The organism is Cellulosilyticum sp. I15G10I2, assembly GCF_900095725.1.
In the GTDB taxonomy this organism is placed as follows: domain Bacteria; phylum Bacillota; class Clostridia; order Lachnospirales; family Cellulosilyticaceae; genus FMMP01.
This window is the reverse complement of sequence record NZ_FMMP01000006.1, coordinates 583,637-602,193: the sequence shown is the minus strand read 5'-3', so window position 1 is coordinate 602,193 and position 18,557 is coordinate 583,637. Positions and strand designations below refer to the sequence as shown.

At 33.0% G+C, this 18,557-nt stretch carries 21 protein-coding genes; all 21 read right to left on the bottom strand.

Going from position 1 to position 18,557, the window contains the following annotated elements; genetic code table 11:
• Position 1: 1 nt before the first annotated feature.
• The 21 genes from der to acpP all read right to left on the bottom strand — a co-directional run bounded on the left by der (position 2) and on the right by acpP (position 18,487).
• A complete protein-coding gene (der, locus tag BN3326_RS02845; RefSeq protein WP_069997593.1) occupies positions 2-1,327 on the bottom strand; it encodes a ribosome biogenesis GTPase Der in 1,326 nt (441 codons plus the stop codon).
• Positions 1,324-2,655, bottom strand: a complete 1,332-nt coding sequence (locus BN3326_RS02840; protein WP_171903749.1) for a DUF512 domain-containing protein — start codon at positions 2,653-2,655, stop codon at positions 1,324-1,326. The genes der and BN3326_RS02840 overlap by 4 nt, the downstream gene beginning before the upstream one ends.
• Before the next feature lies 1 nt (position 2,656).
• The gene (gene pgeF / locus BN3326_RS02835; RefSeq protein ID WP_069997591.1) at positions 2,657-3,496 is read right to left on the bottom strand and encodes a peptidoglycan editing factor PgeF; all 840 of its coding nucleotides are present in this window, start codon (positions 3,494-3,496) and stop codon (positions 2,657-2,659) included.
• 16 nt (positions 3,497-3,512) lie between these two features.
• The gene (locus BN3326_RS02830) at positions 3,513-3,881 is read right to left on the bottom strand and encodes a YraN family protein (RefSeq protein ID WP_242875926.1); all 369 of its coding nucleotides are present in this window, start codon (positions 3,879-3,881) and stop codon (positions 3,513-3,515) included.
• Positions 3,844-4,131 (bottom strand): EscU/YscU/HrcU family type III secretion system export apparatus switch protein, encoded by a 288-nt coding sequence (locus tag BN3326_RS02825; protein ID WP_069997590.1) that lies wholly within the window; start codon positions 4,129-4,131, stop codon positions 3,844-3,846. Before BN3326_RS02825 ends, BN3326_RS02830 begins: the two co-directional genes overlap by 38 nt.
• A 9-nt stretch (positions 4,132-4,140) precedes the next feature.
• Positions 4,141-5,580 (bottom strand): hypothetical protein, encoded by a 1,440-nt coding sequence (locus BN3326_RS02820; protein ID WP_069997589.1) that lies wholly within the window; start codon positions 5,578-5,580, stop codon positions 4,141-4,143.
• Positions 5,577-6,341: a ribonuclease HII gene (locus tag BN3326_RS02815; protein ID WP_069997588.1), complete on the bottom strand. Its 765-nt coding sequence runs from the start codon at positions 6,339-6,341 to the stop codon at positions 5,577-5,579. The genes BN3326_RS02820 and BN3326_RS02815 overlap by 4 nt, the downstream gene beginning before the upstream one ends.
• A 13-nt stretch (positions 6,342-6,354) precedes the next feature.
• Positions 6,355-6,903 carry a signal peptidase I gene (gene lepB, locus BN3326_RS02810; protein WP_242875925.1) on the bottom strand — a complete coding sequence of 183 codons (549 nt, stop codon included), beginning with the start codon at positions 6,901-6,903 and terminating at the stop codon, positions 6,355-6,357.
• Between the two features lie 62 nt (positions 6,904-6,965).
• Complete coding sequence (lepB, locus tag BN3326_RS02805) at positions 6,966-7,508, bottom strand: signal peptidase I (RefSeq protein ID WP_069997587.1); 543 nt, start codon at positions 7,506-7,508, stop codon at positions 6,966-6,968.
• Between the two features lie 27 nt (positions 7,509-7,535).
• Positions 7,536-8,387 carry a ribosome biogenesis GTPase YlqF gene (ylqF, locus tag BN3326_RS02800; RefSeq protein WP_069997586.1) on the bottom strand — a complete coding sequence of 284 codons (852 nt, stop codon included), beginning with the start codon at positions 8,385-8,387 and terminating at the stop codon, positions 7,536-7,538.
• A 184-nt stretch (positions 8,388-8,571) separates the two neighbouring features.
• Entirely contained in the window at positions 8,572-8,919 is a 348-nt protein-coding gene (rplS, locus tag BN3326_RS02795) for a 50S ribosomal protein L19 (RefSeq protein ID WP_069997585.1), read from the bottom strand.
• Positions 8,920-8,994: 75 nt separating this feature from the next.
• Positions 8,995-9,756, bottom strand: a complete 762-nt coding sequence (gene trmD / locus BN3326_RS02790; protein ID WP_069997584.1) for a tRNA (guanosine(37)-N1)-methyltransferase TrmD — start codon at positions 9,754-9,756, stop codon at positions 8,995-8,997.
• Entirely contained in the window at positions 9,753-10,256 is a 504-nt protein-coding gene (rimM, locus tag BN3326_RS02785) for a ribosome maturation factor RimM (protein WP_242875956.1), read from the bottom strand. Before rimM ends, trmD begins: the two co-directional genes overlap by 4 nt.
• A gap of 135 nt (positions 10,257-10,391) precedes the next feature.
• Positions 10,392-10,622 carry a KH domain-containing protein gene (locus BN3326_RS02780; RefSeq protein WP_069997582.1) on the bottom strand — a complete coding sequence of 77 codons (231 nt, stop codon included), beginning with the start codon at positions 10,620-10,622 and terminating at the stop codon, positions 10,392-10,394.
• Positions 10,623-10,645: 23 nt separating this feature from the next.
• Positions 10,646-10,891, bottom strand: coding sequence for a 30S ribosomal protein S16 (rpsP, locus tag BN3326_RS02775; protein ID WP_069997581.1), 246 nt, complete (start codon positions 10,889-10,891; stop codon positions 10,646-10,648).
• Positions 10,892-10,923: 32 nt separating this feature from the next.
• A complete protein-coding gene (gene ffh / locus BN3326_RS02770) occupies positions 10,924-12,258 on the bottom strand; it encodes a signal recognition particle protein (RefSeq protein WP_069997580.1) in 1,335 nt (444 codons plus the stop codon).
• Positions 12,259-12,270: 12 nt separating this feature from the next.
• Positions 12,271-12,621: a YlxM family DNA-binding protein gene (gene ylxM / locus BN3326_RS02765; RefSeq protein ID WP_069997579.1), complete on the bottom strand. Its 351-nt coding sequence runs from the start codon at positions 12,619-12,621 to the stop codon at positions 12,271-12,273.
• A gap of 90 nt (positions 12,622-12,711) precedes the next feature.
• Complete coding sequence (gene ftsY / locus BN3326_RS02760) at positions 12,712-13,638, bottom strand: signal recognition particle-docking protein FtsY (protein WP_069998408.1); 927 nt, start codon at positions 13,636-13,638, stop codon at positions 12,712-12,714.
• Positions 13,639-13,853: 215 nt separating this feature from the next.
• Entirely contained in the window at positions 13,854-17,444 is a 3,591-nt protein-coding gene (gene smc, locus BN3326_RS02755) for a chromosome segregation protein SMC (protein ID WP_069997578.1), read from the bottom strand.
• A gap of 8 nt (positions 17,445-17,452) precedes the next feature.
• Entirely contained in the window at positions 17,453-18,175 is a 723-nt protein-coding gene (gene rnc / locus BN3326_RS02750) for a ribonuclease III (protein ID WP_069997577.1), read from the bottom strand.
• Between the two features lie 75 nt (positions 18,176-18,250).
• Positions 18,251-18,487: an acyl carrier protein gene (gene acpP, locus BN3326_RS02745; protein WP_069997576.1), complete on the bottom strand. Its 237-nt coding sequence runs from the start codon at positions 18,485-18,487 to the stop codon at positions 18,251-18,253.
• Positions 18,488-18,557: the final 70 nt, after the last annotated feature.

Here is an 18,557-nt window from a genome sequence, read left to right as displayed (position 1 = left end):
CTTATTCTTTTCCTCCTTTTTCTCTAATAATGAATCTTAAAGGAGTTCCTTTAAAACCAAATGCTTCTCTCATTTGATTTTCGATATATCTCTGATACGAAAAGTGCATAAGCTCTTTGTCATTTACAAATATAACAAAGGTTGGTGGTTTAACACTCACTTGCGTCATATATAATATTTTCAATGGTTTTCCTTTATCACTTGGTGGCTGGTTCATTGCCATTGCCTCATAAAGCACATCATTTAATACCCCAGTACTTACACGACGCGTTTGATTTTGAGCAATTGTATATATCATTTCAAATAATTTTGGAATTCTTTGACCTGTTTTAGCAGAAATAAACATACAAGGGGCATACTGCATATATGCGAGAGTATTTGTAATTTCCTTGAGATACTTATTCATAGTCTTATCGTCTTTATCTATATCATCCCATTTATTAACAACTATAATACAGCCTTTGCCGGCTTCATGCGCCATTCCCGCTATTTTAGTATCCTGTTCTGTAATCCCTTCATTGGCATCAATCATTATAAGTACAATATCAGCTCTTTCTATCGAAGAAACAGTACGTATAATACTATATTTTTCTATAGATTCTTTAACTTTGCTTCTTCTTCTTATGCCTGCTGTATCAATTAATACATATTTTTGCTCATTAATAACAATTTCTGTATCCACTGAATCTCTTGTCGTCCCTGCGATATCACTAACTATAACACGTTCTTCTCCTACAATTTTATTCACAAGCGAAGATTTGCCTACATTAGGCTTTCCAATAATAGCAACTTTTATTTTATCTTCGTCTTCATTTTCTACTTCACTCACATCAAAATGAGACACTATTTCATCTAACATATCTCCTAAGTTAAGAGGTTGTCCAGCTGAAATAGGGATAGGATCTCCTAGCCCAAGATTATAAAATTCATACATCCCTATAGATTGAGTTACAATATCATCTACCTTATTAACAACAAGTACAACTGGCTTTTTAGCTTTTCTAAGCATATTGGCTACATGCATATCAGAGTCTGTAAGCCCTGTCTTAACATCTACTAGAAATAAAATAACATCAGCCGATTCTATGGCCGCCTCAGCCTGTCTTCTCATTTGACTTAAAATAACATCTGTACTTACAGGTTCAATTCCACCTGTATCAATTAAAGTAAATTGATGATTAAGCCATTCTACTTCTCCATATATTCTATCTCTAGTTACCCCTGGTGTATCGTCTACTATTGACATTTTGGTTTTAGTTAATCTATTAAACAAGGTAGATTTTCCCACATTAGGTCTACCTATTACTGCAACTATTGGTTTACTCATTGATATTTCTCCTTTATAGCTAAAATTTTATCAACCCATTCTTCTCCTTGGTTTGGTACAACTTCAATGGGTATCTGTAATGTTTTTGATATTTTCTCTATAGTGTAGTCATCTAATAAGATAGGTTCTCCACATTTTAACATATTATCGGCTAAAAGTAATACCTTACCTAATATTTTTTTTTGTTTTAATGTTTTTATTATATCGCTCCCAGTTAATAACCCAGTAACTGTAATCTCTTCACCAAAAAAATAATTAGTTACTGGATAAATATGGATTATAAAATTGGGTAGCTTATTTTTAAGCTCTCTGATACATTCATGCATAAAAGACTCTGTTAGACATCCCGTTACTACGGAACATTCAAAATGATCATGGCTAATCGCTAATTTTTGTATACCCTCTGTTAACTCACGTTTAAACTTAGTAATCATGCCTACTCCATTATCTAGCACTGGAAAGTCTTCATATTCTTCATAAGTTGGTAATACCTCTTCAGCTTTGATATAAAACTCATCAGCTGCAAAAATAAAGCGTGTATTCATTTTTTCAAGATAATAACTCTGCCATTTTCGAACGACCCGCACTACTTCTTTTGCAGATTCTTTATCAAAGCCTTGAAGCATTGCAAGGTTCTCTCTAAATTTAGATATCCCTACTGGTACTACTGTTAAAGAGAGGATATGTGGTATAAACTGGCTAAGATCTTCAATAGTTTGTTCTAGTACCTCTCCGTCATTAATCCCCTTACATAAAACGATTTGTCCATTAATCTCTATCCCTGCATCTACAAGTACCCTTATCTGATCAATAATATTACCGGCAAATTTATTATTGAGTAATTGTGTTCTTACCTTTTGATCTGTTGCATGAATTGAAATATTAATAGGTGACAAACGATGCTTAAGTAATCGGTCCATATCTTTTTGTCTCATATTCGTTAATGTAATGTAGTTGCCATTTAAATAAGACATGCGCCAATCATCATCTTTATAATAAACTGTCTGCCTCATATTAGGCGGAAGCTGATCTATAAAACAAAATTGGCATTTGTTTTGACATGTAATAAGCTCATCCATCAAACTATTTTCAAAAATCAAGCCTATGTCTTCGCTATATTCTTTTTCTATTTCTAAAATCCACTCTTCTCCATTCTTTTTTCGTATACATATTTCTAAGATCTCCTCCGCCATAGCATACTGATAGTCAAATACATCTTCAATATTTTCTTCATTAATCCAAATAAGGCTATCACCGCCTTTAATTTGCATTTCTTCTGCTATACTGCCTTTTTCTATGTCTATTATCTTATGTTCTTTATAGTTCAAATTATTCATCTCCTACTGATCTAAGCGCCATAAAAGCCCCCAGTGTACCTCTTGCTCCATTTGATTTTCTATGAGAAAAAAATAAATCTTCATTACAACTTGTACATAGACTTGTTATAAATATATTTTCTTCCTTAATGCCACTTTTTATAAGAATATGTTTATTGCACTGCCACAAATCAATAGAGTATTTGTCGGCCAAACTATTACACTTAATAAATGACTGTTCGCTAAATGCAGTAACAAATGCATCAGCTACCTCTTTACCTACTTCAAAACAACACTCTCCTATAGAAGGGCCTATCACGACTTGTATGGCATCTAACGGAATACGTTCTTTTCTTACCCATCTATCAACTAGCGATCCTGCAATTCCTTTAACAGTTCCACGCCATCCTGCATGAGTCATGCCGATAATCGAGTAACCTGGTGCATAAAAAAGCAAAGGTACACAATCTGCATAGTGCGTTACTAAAGTGATATTGGGCTGACTAGTATACATGCCGTCTGCACTCTCCCACTTGCTATTGTAGAAAATACCATTGCCAGCATCCTCTAATTCCACCTTAATAATATTGGTATCATGGACTTGTTTAGATAATACAACACTCTTAAGATCAACTTTCAATACATCACAAACACTTTGATAGTTTTGCATCACATTTTCATGTATATCACCTCTATTAAATCCGAGATTTAAACTCTCTAAACACCCGGTACTTACGCCGCCGTGCCTCGTAGTAAAGCAATGAATAAGCTCTGTATCTGCTTCCCACTTTTCAAAAACTAAGTATTTAAGATTATCTTTTTCCTTAATCTTAAAATGCCCATCCCTATTCATATCTTTGTTCCCCTTCCTAAAAAGCCCCTTCTATATGCGTTAATACATCTCCTAGTATTTCTATGACATCAAATCTACAGCTTACCTCATACTTTTCGTGTTGTCTTAAGTAACACTTTGCTGTCAGCTTAATACGCTGCTGTTTTTTATAGTTTACAGCTTCACGGGGAAATCCGTATAAGCTATTTGCTCTATATTTCACTTCAATAAATACAATACACTCTTGTATTTTAGCTACGATATCTATTTCTCCAACTTTACATCTATAATTATTACAAATAATTGTATAGCCTTTTGCAGTAAGACTATCTGTTGCTAGCTTTTCATACGCTGCACCAATCAACCTCTTATTTTTTTGCATACTTTGTTTTTGCATATAACTCATCCATATCTCCTACAAATACCATGATTTTTGCAACTACTTCATACAATTCTACCGGTATTTGCTTTCCTATTTCTATTTCTGTTAAAATTGTAGCCAGCTTCTCATCTTGATAAACAGGAATATCATTTTTTTCCGCTTCTATTAGAATATTATCTGCTACTTTACCTTGTCCGCTTGCAATAACCGTGGGTGCTGTCATGTCTTCTTTATAAGAAAGTGCTGCTGCTCGTTTTACTTTTTCTTTTTGCATACGCCCTCCTTATATTTTAAAATCCATATGATTAAGTGCATTATTAAAATCATCTTCTAGAATAAATTGTTTTTGGGATACTTGGTTTAATAAACTCCATGTTATTTTACTTACACTAAACCCTAATATATCAATTTGTTCATTAAGAATTGGCATATATTGCACAATATGTTTTTGTATTACTTCATTTTCAACTTCTACATGCAAGAGAATATCTTTGTCTTGTTTATTAATATGTATTTGTATATGATTTATATTTGGAAACGTAAGTGCTAAAACAATATAGAGATTATTTTGGTTCTTTTTATGAGACTTTTTAGGCTTAAAAAAGTAGAGTTCTCCTTGCATCTTAGTGTTTCCATTTAGCATTGGAAATACAAAGTACTCAGCCTGCATATTTGCTTTACCAAGCACACTAAGAGGGTCTTTCATATAATTAATATGCTCTCTTTCTTCTTTTGATAGATCAGCCTTATCTAATGTATTTAATATTTTTGTTAGCAGATTATAAGTATTATATATTTTTTCATTTTCACCCTGATTAGTTTTCATACTCTTAAGATTAACATGTATTACTTCATCATAAACAAAACCAATTAGCTTTTTTAGTACACTTTCATTTATAGCCTTATAGTCTTTGCTTGTTGTCAAATCTAAAAGTTTTGACCAAGTCTCCCTCATACTGATTATTTCATCTGAGGTATTTTTCGTCTCCTCTTTAACGTTATTATTTAATATATTGGTGTTGTTTTGGGTCATTATATGTTTGCTTAAAGTATCTAGTTGCTCACTTGGAATCAGTTCTTTAAGCACATCAAAGACCTTGATTAAATCTTCTTTGTTTCCAAGTCCTTGTAAAACTGATTTAAGATCAGATGCAAGGTGATTTAAGCCGCTTTCACGTAAGCTGGCTAATGTTTTTACTTTTTGCTCTAAGAAGGGCTCTTGATGAGCAATTAAATTTGTTATAACTTTAGAAGGTATATTATATGTTTTGTGAAGTTGATAGGCTTTAAGAAGTGTTTCTTTTGTAAGCGGAAGGTGCTTTTGCATAAAATGATCTACGATCTCTTTCATAACTACGTTTCTGGGTAAGTTTAATTCATCTAAAGTTTTTTGAATAAGCGATGTCTCTTTAGCTTCCTGTGGCCACTCCGGTTGCAAATATAGTTTCCCGTCATTCTTCCCCTGAACTGTAAATGTCATAAGTTTTCCTATTTCTAATTGATCAGAAACATGGATAGGAATATGAATCTGCGGCTTTACTTGAAGGACATACTTATCCTCAGACAATTTTGCTATTATCCCCTCTATACTGTCTCCAACTTGTAGCTGATTTAATAATAAATCTAAATATTTATGAAGCAGTATATTTTTTTGAAGGCTAGTTAATTCTGTTGCATTCATTTGATCATCAAATTGTTTAAGCAGCTGAAAACTATTAATCAAAATATCCCCTCATTTTTCAAAAAAGATTTTCGGTGTAATGGCGTAATACCATATTTTCTGATACCTTCATAATGTTTAGAACTTCCATATCCTTTATTATTTATCCAGTCATATACATCATGCGCTTTAGCATATTGATGCATCATACGATCTCTTGTAACCTTTGCTATAACACTTGCTGCTGCAATACTAGCGCTTTTATCATCCCCACCTATGATAGCATGTTGTAAAGCGGCTATATTTGGTATAGTCTTATCTCCATCTACACCTATTACATCATAAGCTTGATTGAGATGAAGCAGTGCACTTTGCATTGCTTCAAAAGTTGCATTGAGTATATTCACTTGATCAATCCGATTAGCATCTATAATACCAATGCCAACTGCCAAAGCAATCTCTTGAATTTTGATATAAAGTTCCTCTCTCTTTAAGGGACTCATTTTTTTTGAGTCTTTAAGTCCCAAAAGACAAGTATCATAAGGTAAGATCACGGCTGCTGCCACCACAGGTCCTGCAAGCGGTCCTCTTCCAACTTCATCTACGCCTACCAACACATGCTTATTCTGATGAATATTCTGATCGAATCTACATTTCAAAGCCCACTCTTCCCGCTGTTTATAATGCTGTATAAGTTTGTTTTGGTATTTAACAAGTAATTTTTGCACACCTACTCTATGATCTTCTTTAAAAGACACCATTTGTTCTTTAAGTGCTTCTATATCTAGTTTCTTTAATATATTATCTATTTCTGAAATCTTCATGTTAACTCCTATTCTATTTTACAATTCCTATTCGACTAAAAGGATATATTCTAACGCCACCTTTTGCATAAATATTTTCTCGAGGTATAGGTCCAAAATATCTGCTATCCATACTATTTCTTCTGTTATCACCTAACATAAAATAATATCCATCCGGTACTTTATAAGGAAATTGAATATCTGAACGAGAAAATTCATACGTACTTTCTAAACTTTTCAAGTATGCTGACTCATCTAGTTTTTCACTGTTAACATAAATATTGTTGTCTATAATATTTATAATATCATGTGGCTTGCCAATTACTCTTTTAATAAGATTTTCTCCTTGAAATTTAAATACTGCAATTTCTCCTCTATCAGGGTCTCTATAATAATAAGGCAGCCTGTTGACTATCAGATGATCCCCAGGATTTATGGTTAACATCATGGATCCAGTTGGTATCTTTGTATGACTGATAATGAATGTCGAGATCATAAGTGCTGTTAATACCGCAAGTATAGGTTCTTTTAAAAACTCAATCAAACCTTTTATAGCTATTTTATATTTATTCAAAACACTCACTCATTTCTGTATATTGTCCACTAACCCAGTGCTATGTTAGTATTTGATTGTATCAGTTCAATTTAATTAAGTAGTCCCACGTGGTTAAACGGATATACCTTTATCCATCCTTTACCATATATATTTTCTCTACTTATTGCCCCTAGATATCTGCTGTCATGACTTTGCTGTCTATTATCCCCCATCAGAAAATAATGCTCACTTGGCACTTCATAGGGAAAACTTATGCTTGTCAGGAATGGAGTAGGTTCGGAAGCTCCCTCTTCAGATACGTAGTTTGATTCATCTACCTTTATGCCATTAACATAAACATTGCCTTCTAAAATATCTATTGTATCTCCAGGTTCACCAATAACTCTTTTTATCCAATTCTCATCGCCTTGTTTAAATACGACAATTTCTCCTCTATGAGGATCTCTGTAATAATAAGGCAACATACTTGTTAGAATATGATCTCCTTCATTAATTGTATCTACCATGGATGGGGATGGAATTTTATTATGACTTATTATAAATACAGTAAATAAAAGTGCCATTAGCACTGCAAGTATAAGTTCCTTTATAAACTCAATTGATTTTTTAGTGATTTCAATGTTTTTTCCCATTTTCGCACCACTCCTCCATTAATTCTCTTATTGAATATCCAAAGGCGTTTCTACTGTAATACGCCCCCATTTACCTGATCTAAATTCGTCTAGAAGTATCTGGGCTGTCCTTAACTCATCAATTGCTCCTCCAGATATAAGAAGTCCTCTTTTCACTGCGATCATTTTAAAAGTCTCATAGCCATCTTCAGGAACACTAATTTTATATCTCTCCTCAATTTTATGCTTAAACGTACGTATGCCTAAATCTAAAAGATGAATTGCAATCTCCCTATGATCTAAAATATTGTCATTAATTGATCCTATATAAGCTAGTCTTTTAGCAACTTCTTGATTCTCAAATTTAGGCCATAATATACCAGGCATGTCTAATAGTTCAAATCCTTTCTTGATTTTAACCCATTGTTTGCCTCTGGTTACCCCTGGTTTATCTCCAGTCTTTGTAGTTCCTTTGCCTACCAGTGAATTAATAAATGTAGACTTACCCACATTTGGAATACCAACGATCATCGCTCGGATAGGCCTATATATTCTCCCTCTTGCTAAATCTCTTTCCATTTTTTCACGCAGCATATTTTCGGCTGCTTGAGTAACTTCTTTAATGCCTTTTCCGCTCGTTGCTATAATCGGAACAACTTGTACACGTTGCGTACTATACCACTCAATCCATTTTTTAGTTATATTTTCATCTGCTAAATCTGACTTATTTAAAACAATAACTTTATGTTTGTTTTGTGCAAGCTTATCTATATCTGGATTTTTTGTGCTATAAGGTGCTCTCGCATCTAATAGCTCAACTACAACATCTACTAACTTAATGTTTTCTTCTATCAATCGTTTTGTCTTAGTCATATGACCTGGATACCACTGTATATTCATTTTTTCACCTTTATATTCTTATTTTAATTTTTTCTATCATTTTAATGCTGATGTATAGTGTGTTTGTTTTAAAAGCATTCTATGCGTATGTTTTATATCCTCTTAACTTTTATTCTACTATAAAACTTGATGATATACCATTAATTAGATAATAAAAAAAGGACTCTTGAAGTCCCTTTTTTTATTATCTAATTAATTCTTTAACTTTAGCATTTTTACCAACACGATCACGTAGGTAATTTAATTTAGCACGTCTTACTTTACCGAAACGTATTACTTCAATTTTTTCAATATTAGGTGAGTGAAGTACCCATGTTTTTTCCACACCTACACCATAAGACATTCTTCTTACAGTAAATGTTTCACGAACACCACCATGTTGTCTTTTTAAGACAATACCTTCAAACATTTGAATACGTTCTCTTTGACCCTCTTTGATTTTTGCATAAACACGAACTGTATCTCCTACATTAAAAGAAGCTACCTCTGGTTTAAGTTGTTCATTTTCAATTGCTTTAATAATTGGATTCATCATCAATTCTCCTTTTTTCTAAGATGTTCTTAACACATAACATGACAGAGGACCACCCGTAATAACACCTAAGGATTATAGCACATCTTGGCCTTTTTTGCAATGTTTTTTTATATAGTCATCGATGAAATGTCTTTCACTTTTATTAATATCAGCAAGTTCTAGTAAATCAGGCCTCTTATGAAATGTATTGATTATCGCTTGTTCCTTGCGGTATGCTGCAATCTTCTGATGATTTCCTGATAGAAGAATATCTGGTACTTTCCTGTCTCTAAATACAGCAGGTCTTGTATATTGAGGGTATTCAAGCAAACCGTCACTAAAGGACTCTTCCTCAAATGATTGCTCCTTACCTAAAACCCCAGGAATAAGCCTAATAATACTATCTGTTATAACAAGTGCTGCAAGTTCTCCCCCTGTAAGTACATAATCACCAATTGATATTTCATCGGTTACTATTTCGTCAATTACTCGCTGATCTACGCCCTCATAATGACCGCATAAAACAACTATTTCTTCCTCTTTTGAGAACTCCTCCGCCATTTTTTGATTCCATACTTTCCCTTGTGGCGTGACATAAATAACACGTCTAGATGACGCTGTACTTTTCTCCTTAATAAACTGATAACAATCATAAATAGGCTGTGCCATCATAAGCATGCCAGCCCCTCCACCATACGGATAATCATCTACTTGCAAGTGTTTATTATTTGCAAATGGTCTAATATCCACTGCTTCTATAGCTATATAATTGTTTTTTTTTGCACGTCCAACTATACTATATGCCAACATAGCATCTATTGTTTCTTTAAACAAAGTCATTATTGTTAATTTCATAACTCCTCTAACCCTTCTAGAAGTTCAACATGCATTGTTCTTTCAGTTAAATCAACTTGTTTAATCACTTGTTTAATAGCAGGAATAAGTAACTCTTTTTCTGTTTCTTCATTCTTAACAACATAGACGTCATTACTTCCTGTATAAATAATATCTATTAGCCTTCCAAGTAGCCGTCCCTCTTGTGTAATGACCTTTAAGTCATACAAATCACTTATATAATATTCATCATTTTTAAGAGGCAAACTATCTTCTCTGTTAATTTTCAAACTCGCATTTTTAAATAACTCTGCATCATTTAATGAGTTAACGCCTTCGAACTTCATCAATACAAAATTTTTATGGTAACGAATACTTTCTATTTTATAAGGATGCATTTCTTTTCTCTCAATATAAACCTCTTTTAATTTTTCAAATCGTTTAGGGTCGTCGGTCGTAGGAATAATCTTCAATTCGCCTTTAATGCCATGTGTATTTACTATTTTTCCAACTGTAAACATTTTTTCCACATTACTCATCCTTTTTATTTCAAATATTTATATTATTTCATAGGCTATGATAATAATCATAACTTATGAAATCTCATAAAGTATCCTTTATTTGTATATAGTTAAAGGTTAGGGAATCTCCCTAACCTACTCAACTATATCAATTACAACTTTTTTGCTTACACCAACTGTTGCAGCTTTGACTATCGTACGAATAGACTTAGCTATTCTTCCTTGTTTACCAATTATTTTACCCATATCTTCTGGGGCTACTTTAAGCTCTAAAATAATTTTGTCTTCTTCTTCTTTTTCTGACACTGAAACTTGATCTGGATAATCAACTAACTCTTTAGCTATGGTCTGTAATAAATTTTTCATCGGATTACCTCCTCCAAAAGGAATTACATTTGAATACCTGCTTTTTTAAATAAGTCTTTTACTGTATCAGTAGGTTGTGCACCATTTCCCAACCATTTTTGTGCCGCTTCTTGATTGATGCTTAATTCATTAGGTTCGCGACAAGGATTGTAGAAACCTAATTCTTCAATAAAACGTCCATCTCTTGGTGAACGAGAATCTGCAACCACTATTCTATAGAAAGGAGACTTTTTTTGCCCCATTCTTTTTAAACGGATCTTTACTGCCATGTTTTTCACCTCCTTGGTAAAATAATATTTATTTACATAAAAGGAAATTTTAATTTGCCTTTTTTGCCTTTCATAGCTCCTGAAAACTGTTTCATAACGACCTGCATTTGCTCAAATTGTTTAATCAGTCTGTTAACTTCTTGCATATCTCTTCCTGAGCCTTTTGCAATTCTTTTTTTTCTAGACATATTCAAAAGACTTGGATTTAATCTCTCTGCTTTTGTCATAGATAATATAATTGCTTCTATATGTGCCATTTGTTTGTCATCTATTTGTATATCACCGAGCTTTGCTGTATTCAGCCCTGGAATCATTCCTACAAGTTGACTGATAGGTCCCATATTCTTAACTTGCTGCATCTGATCTAAAAAGTCTTCAAAATTAAATTCAGCTTTTCTGAACTTGGCTTCTAATTCTTTAGCTTTCTTTTCATCTATATTTTGCTGAGCTTTTTCTATAAGTGTTAAAACATCTCCCATACCCAATATGCGTGATGCAATACGGTCTGGGTGAAAAGATTCTAAATCCCCAAGTTTTTCTCCCATCCCTACATATTTAATAGGTTTGTTAGTAACAGCCTTAATAGATAGCGCTGCACCGCCTCTGCTATCCCCATCCAGTTTCGTCATGACAACCCCATCAAGACCAAGGTCTTTATCAAATGACTCTGCAACGTTAACTGCATCTTGTCCAGTCATTGCATCTACAACAAGTAGTATTTCTTGAGGTTTAACTTCTTTTTTAATATTTTTTAATTCATCCATTAGTACTTCATCAATATGAAGTCTCCCTGCCGTATCAATTAAAACAACATCTAAATTGTTTTCTTTGGCATAGTCGATTCCTGCTTTAGCTATGTCTACTGGATTTGTATCTATTCCTAATGAAAAAACTGGTACATTAACTTGTTTACCAACTTTAATCAGCTGTTCTATGGCTGCTGGTCTATAAATGTCACAAGCTATAAGAAGAGGTCTTTTTCCTTGAGATTTAATAAGTGATGCAAGTTTTGCACTTGTCGTCGTCTTACCAGCCCCTTGTAGTCCAACCATCATGATAGTTGTAATCCCTCTAGGTGAAAATGAAATTTTACTTTGAGTAGTTCCCATCAAGTTAACAAGTTCATCGTTTACAATTTTAATAACTTGTTGGCCTGGCGTTAAGCTTTCCATAACCTCTTGACCTATGGAACGTTCTTCTATTGTTTTTATAAAGGTTTTTACAACCTTAAAGTTAACATCAGCTTCAAGGAGTGCTAATTTAACCTCTCTTAAGGCAAGTTTAACATCCTTATCTGTTAATTTACCCTTACCTTTTAATTGTTTAAAAACATCTTGCAGTTTAGATGATAATTGATCAAAGGGCATGTAAAAGTCCTCCTAAATCGTATTAATTAATCCCTCTACTAGTGTAATGATCTCTTGTATCTCATTATTATTTTCTGCATTCGTATGTTTAATATTTTCGCATAATTCCTTAATTTTTATTAAGGTCAGCTGTTCTTCTTGATGCTTTGAAAATAAATGTAACTTTTGCTCATAATCTAGTAATTTCTGTTCTGCTTTTTTAATTGTGTCGAAAACACTCTGTCTACTGATTTGGTGCTCGTCCGATAACTCTCCTAATGAAAAATTTTCAAAATAATATCCTTTAAGTAAATCTTTCTGCTTACTTGTTAATAGCTCTTGATAAAAATCAAATAAGTAAGTTATCACAACAAACTTTTCCATGCTACACCTCAACCACTGTCAGCCCTTTTTGCTTTACAGATGAATTATAATGAAAACCTTGTTGTTTGTCAACCTTTATTTGAAAAATAATTATTCACTTTTAAATAAAGCCTTTGCAAAAGCTTGTGCATCAAATGGTTGCAGATCTTCTATTGTTTCCCCTACGCCAATATATTTTACAGGTACTTTAAGCAACGAATGAATAGCTACTATAGCGCCACCTTTTGCAGTTCCATCTAACTTTGTTAAAATAATGCCATTAATATTGGCAACTTCTTTAAAAAGTTTAACTTGTTGAAGTGCGTTTTGTCCAGTTGTTGCATCTAAAACAATTAAAATTTCTTTTTGTGCTTCTGGATATTCTCTTTCTATAATACGAGATATTTTTTCAAGTTCTTTCATAAGATTTGTTTTATTTTGAAGTCTTCCAGCCGTATCACAGATGAGTACATCACTTTTTCGCGACTTAGCTGCCGAAATTGCATCAAAAACTACTGCTGCCGCGTCAGATCCTTCTTCATGTTTTATAAGTTCAACACTCGCTCTATTAGCCCATATTTGTAATTGTTCAATAGCCGCCGCTCTAAATGTATCTGCAGCAGCTAATAATACCTTTTTATGGTTTTGCTTAAACAAATGAGCTAATTTCCCTATACTGGTAGTTTTTCCTGCTCCATTTACGCCAATAACTAATATTACACTTGGTTCCTCGCTTCTTAAAATTTCGTCAGAAGGCTCTTTAATAAGTAACTGCGTAATGATATCCTGTAAAGCTTCTTTAAGTTCAGCGGGTTCAGTGAGTCTTTTTTGTTTAACAGTTTGTTTAAGTTCTTCCATAATTTTCAAGGTTGTTTCTACACCAAAATCTGCCATAATAAGTACTTCTTCGAGTTCCTCATAGAGCTCTTCATCTATCTGCTTAAAAGCCCCAAGTACCTCATCTACACCTTTTAAAATATGATCTCTCGTTTTGCTAAGCCCTGAAAAAAGCTTTTTAATAAAACCATCTTTTTTCACGTCTTTAACAAACCCATTACTCTCTGCCACTTCTAGATCTTTATCTTGTTCTTTATCTTGTTCTTTATCTTGTTCTTTATCTTGCTCTTCGTTTTGCTCTTTTATTTCTTCTGGTTTTTCAATTTCTTCTCCAGTATTCTGAAGGATTTCTCGTTTCTCCTTCTTCCTATCTTCTTTTTTAAAAATCTTTTTAAAAATACTCACGTATTTTCCTCCTAGCTTGTTTTCTTTTGGTCTAAGTATGCCGTTGCATCTTCTAGTTGAATCGATAATACTGTGGAAACACCTCTTTCTTGCATTGTCACCCCATATAATGTATGTGCTCTTTCCATAGTCCCTTTTCTATGTGTAATCACAATAAACTGTGTCTCATCTGAAAGTCGGTGAAGATATTCTGCAAAGCGTAAAACGTTGGCATCGTCTAATGCAGATTCGATCTCATCTAGCACACAAAATGGTGAAGGTTTTAATTTTAAAATACCAAAAAGCAATGAAATAGCAGTTAATGTTCTTTCTCCCCCTGAGAGCAAACTCATATTCTGCAATTTTTTACCTGGAGGTTTAGCGATAATTTCAATCCCTGATTCCAAAATATTACTTGTATCACTAAACTGCAAGTAGGCTTCGCCTCCTCCAAATAACTCTCTAAAAACTTGCGTAAAATTAAAAGCAATCTTTTCAAACTGCTCCTTAAAGATGTCCTGCATCTTAAGGGTTAAACTTTTAATCATCTCAAGCAGCGCAATTTCTGCCCTTTCAATATCTTCTTTTTGTGAACTCAAAAATTCATACCGCGTTTTTGTCTCACTGTATTCTTCAACTGCGTTAACATTAACATGACCAATTTGTCTTACCTTTGCTTTAATATCTGCCACATATTTTTTTAGTTCTGAAGTATTTCCGAGATCTTTTTTATAGCTAAGACTGTTATTGTAGGTCATTTCATATTGTTCCCACATTGTATTGCCCCAACTTTGCTTTTGTATCTCTAAACTTTGCTTCTTATTTTCCAACCGATATTTCTCTTCTTTTAAACTATCAAGTTGCTCTAAAGATTTTGCTGCTGCTTCTTCTATTTCTATTTCTTCATTTTCAAGAATAATCTTCCTCGCATCATATTCTTTACGTTTTATATGACACTCTAATATTTTTTCCTCTAATACACCAATTTCTTGTTTGATTAGTTTATTATTGTCTAACAAAATTTCTTTCTCTCTGAGATAGTCCTTAATTGTCTTTTCTATTTGACTATATTTTTCATCTTGGTTATCAAGCATATTTTTAAGTTCTTGGACCTGCTCACTAATATGGATAAGATTCTGTTCAGTTGTTGATAATTCAATTTTTCTTTGCGTCAAATCCCTTGTAATTTGCTCTTTTTCTTCTTTAATATGAATAAGCTGTTCTTCTAGTATTAGTATTGAGCTTTTATCATCACTTATATTTTCTTCTAATACTTCTAACTTATCCTTTATCCTTTGTTTACCTATTTTTAACGCATCTAAAGCATCTTCCAGTGTGTTTTTTTCTGTTATAATCTGTAGCTGCGTATTTTTCTTAAGTTTTATTGTTTGAACAAGCTTTTCAAATTCAAGTGCAATATCTTTTTGTTGATTTTCCAAATTTGATGTTATATTATGAATACCATCCCATTTTTCATAAACAGTTTTTAATTTTTCATTTAAAAAGGTTAATGATTCTTCTAACTGCCCTATCTCAAAATTATACTGAACTATCTTTTGCTTTAGATCTTTCATTTCTCTATTACGAGAAAATATATTATTACTTTGGTTTTTTACGCTTCCTCCACTAAGTGAACCTCCACTATTAAATACTTCTCCATCTAATGTAACTAGTTTATACTTATAATGATACTTCTTAGCTATTTGTGATGCATTTTTTATATTATCCACTATAATAATTCTGCCTAATAACGATGAGATAATACCACTGTACAATAGATCATAGGATATGACATCACTTCCTAGACCTAAAAACCCTTGTTCATTAAAAATACCTGTATCTTTAATAGGGGCTGACTTAGTTACAGTATCTTTAGGAAGAAACGTTGCTCTCGAAATCCCTCTTTTTTTCATGAGTGAAATCATATCCTTTGCATCTTCTTCTGTTTTTGTAACTATGTATTGAATAGAAGCACCTAATGCAGTAACAATAGCTGTCTCATATTCCTTTGGTACTTCTAATAATTCTCCTACTACACCTACCACGCCCTGCCACTTTGACGGTTCTGAACTGGTTATCTTTAAAACCTGTTTTACACTACCATAGTATCCCTCGTGATCTTCTTTAATCTGCTCTAACCATTTTAATTGTCTTTCGGCTTGTACATAGTTTTGACGCACTGTTACCAGGGCCTTTTCTTGAACAGCTTTAGTCTCTATAAGTTCGTTTTTATGCTGCTCTATTTGCCCTAATACTTCTTCATTTTTTTCTAACTGCAGTTTAATTTCTATTTTATTTTTCTCAAGTACCTTAACAGCAACCTCTTGATGTTGAATTTCGCTGTTTAAACTTGCTATATGTTCTGACATTTGTAAAATACGATACTCTTGCTGTGCTTCTAGCTCATCGTTATTTTGAATTTGCGCTTTTAATAAGTCAATTTCTCTTATTTTATTATATAGTTCTTGTTTAGACGCATCCATACTTTCTTCAATTGCAGCTAATAATTTAGATACTTCATCCAACTGCTGTATTTCTTCTGTTATCATATTTTGTCGTGATGCTTTTTCTATTTCAAACCCAATCTTTTTAGACTGAAGCAAATTAAGTTTATCTAATTTATTTTGATTATCAGTTTGCGTATTACTCTTATCTTTTTCAATTTGCGCCAGAAGTTTTTCAATATTAATAACTTTTTCAGAATTTATTTCTATTTGGCTATGTTTTTTCTCTTGTTCCTTATCAAACTCTGACGCATGACTTACAAGTTCTTCTATGGCACTAAATAACTCATTTTTTTGCTGTTTGTATAAAGAATTTTTTTCTGTAAGTTGCTGCCTATTTACACTAATTTCACTAATCTGAACTCCAACATTTGAAATATCTTCTGATAATTTTTTTAATTCTTTCTCCAGCCTGTCAATTTCATTAATAAAAAGATTTATTTCAACTTGCTTAAGCTTTTCTTTAAGCTGAAGATACTCTTGAGTTTTCTCTGCCTCTAGTGCCAGCGGGTCAAGCCTTGATGCAATTTCAACAATAATATCATTAATACGTGTCAAGTTCTCTCTTTGCTTATCGAGTTTTTTTTCAGCTTCTAAACGTCTTATTTTATATTTATAGATTCCTGCCGCTTCTTCAAACAGTGTTCTTCTTTCTTCTGGTTTGGAGCTAAGTACTCTGTCTATTTGCCCTTGTCCAATAATCGAGTAACCCTCTTTCCCAACTCCAGTGTCCATGAATAATTCCTGTACATCTTTTAACCTACACGAACTGCCGTTAATAAAATACTCACTTTCACCCGAACGGTATACTCTCCTTTTAATATTTACTTCTCTGTAATCAATAGACATTGCTTCATCATCATTTTTAATATGCATAGCTACTTCAGCATATCCTAAGGACTTTCGCTTTTCCGTTCCCGCAAATATAATATCTTCCATTTTACTGCCACGTAAACTTTTGGCACTTTGCTCTCCAAGTACCCATCTAATAGCATCTGCAACATTACTTTTTCCACTACCATTTGGTCCAATAACCCCTGTAATACCCTTGGGCACATTAATCTTTATGGCATTCCCAAATGATTTAAAGCCATGTATCTCTATCCTATCTAGATACATATTTCACCTCAATTTTTCAAATTATTTAGGGCCTTCTTAGCTGAATCTTGCTCAGCTTCTTTTTTACTTTTTCCAATGCCTTTTCCTAAACATATTGTATCATGATATACTTCAACATAAAAGTTTTTGTCATGATCCGGCCCCTCTTCACCTACCACCTCATAAATTATGAGTTTGTTGCTTTCTTTTTGTATGTTTTCTTGAAGAAGCGTTTTATAATCTGTATATAAATCTTCTATGGAAGTAACTTGTTCCACCTGACTAATCAAGGTCCTTCCTAAAAAAAGTTTAGCTTCCTCAAATCCGCCATCTAAAAATATAGCACCTGTAAGCGCCTCAAAAGCATCTGCTAAAATAGAAGCCCTCTCTCTTCCACCTGTCATTTCTTCTCCTTTACCAAGAAGTATATATTTTCCCAATTCAATAAATCTGGCAATTTTCGCTAAAGATGCCTCGCATACAATACTTGCTCTAATCTTAGATAGATCTCCTTCTGGCATTTCAGGGTGTTTACTAAATAGATACTCACTAATAATCAAATCCAATATAGCATCCCCCAGAAATTCTAACCTTTCATTATCTTTAAGGGAGTGATTTCTATGCTCATTTGCATAGGAACTATGAGTAAGAGACTGCTTTAATACATCACTCTTTTTAAAATGATAATTTATCTTATCTTGCATACTCTCAAGCAACGAACCATTAGGCAGTTTATTTGCTTTTTTTTGCATCGTGTCACCTCTTCTATACCTATAATAAAAACAACTGTAATATGTTAAAAGCCTCGCTAAGCGAGGCCACTATCATTAATCTAATCCTTTTTGCTCTTTAATGTACTCAACCACATCTCCTACAGTAGACACTCTTTCTGCATCATCATTCGATATCTCAATTTCAAATTCTTCTTCAATAGCCATTATAATTTGAAAAATATCTAATGAGTCAGCATTTAAATCATCTACAAAAGATGTATATAAAGTAAGCTCATCTTCTGAAATATTAAATTGTTCACTAATAATTTGTTTTACCTTCTCGAATACCATTCTAACACCTCTTAAAAAGATTTATATTTTGATAATATTATATACCTGTTTGGTAGTCAATATGAATTTA

Coding starts and splice junctions, on each gene's coding strand:
- der (WP_069997593.1), bottom strand. CDS start 1,327: ATGAGTAAACCAATAGTTGCAGTAATAGGTAGACCTAATGTGGGAAAA.
- pgeF (WP_069997591.1), bottom strand. CDS start 3,496: ATGAATAGGGATGGGCATTTTAAGATTAAGGAAAAAGATAATCTTAAA.
- BN3326_RS02830 (WP_242875926.1), bottom strand. CDS start 3,881: ATGAGTTATATGCAAAAACAAAGTATGCAAAAAAATAAGAGGTTGATT.
- BN3326_RS02825 (WP_069997590.1), bottom strand. CDS start 4,131: ATGCAAAAAGAAAAAGTAAAACGAGCAGCAGCACTTTCTTATAAAGAA.
- BN3326_RS02815 (WP_069997588.1), bottom strand. CDS start 6,341: ATGAAGATTTCAGAAATAGATAATATATTAAAGAAACTAGATATAGAA.
- lepB (WP_069997587.1), bottom strand. CDS start 7,508: ATGGGAAAAAACATTGAAATCACTAAAAAATCAATTGAGTTTATAAAG.
- ylqF (WP_069997586.1), bottom strand. CDS start 8,387: ATGAATATACAGTGGTATCCAGGTCATATGACTAAGACAAAACGATTG.
- rplS (WP_069997585.1), bottom strand. CDS start 8,919: ATGAATCCAATTATTAAAGCAATTGAAAATGAACAACTTAAACCAGAG.
- trmD (WP_069997584.1), bottom strand. CDS start 9,756: ATGAAATTAACAATAATGACTTTGTTTAAAGAAACAATAGATGCTATG.
- rimM (WP_242875956.1), bottom strand. CDS start 10,256: ATGTTTACAGTTGGAAAAATAGTAAATACACATGGCATTAAAGGCGAA.
- BN3326_RS02780 (WP_069997582.1), bottom strand. CDS start 10,622: ATGAAAAATTTATTACAGACCATAGCTAAAGAGTTAGTTGATTATCCA.
- rpsP (WP_069997581.1), bottom strand. CDS start 10,891: ATGGCAGTAAAGATCCGTTTAAAAAGAATGGGGCAAAAAAAGTCTCCT.
- ffh (WP_069997580.1), bottom strand. CDS start 12,258: ATGCCCTTTGATCAATTATCATCTAAACTGCAAGATGTTTTTAAACAA.
- ylxM (WP_069997579.1), bottom strand. CDS start 12,621: ATGGAAAAGTTTGTTGTGATAACTTACTTATTTGATTTTTATCAAGAG.
- smc (WP_069997578.1), bottom strand. CDS start 17,444: ATGTATCTAGATAGGATAGAGATACATGGCTTTAAATCATTTGGGAAT.
- rnc (WP_069997577.1), bottom strand. CDS start 18,175: ATGCAAAAAAAAGCAAATAAACTGCCTAATGGTTCGTTGCTTGAGAGT.
- acpP (WP_069997576.1), bottom strand. CDS start 18,487: ATGGTATTCGAGAAGGTAAAACAAATTATTAGTGAACAATTTAATATT.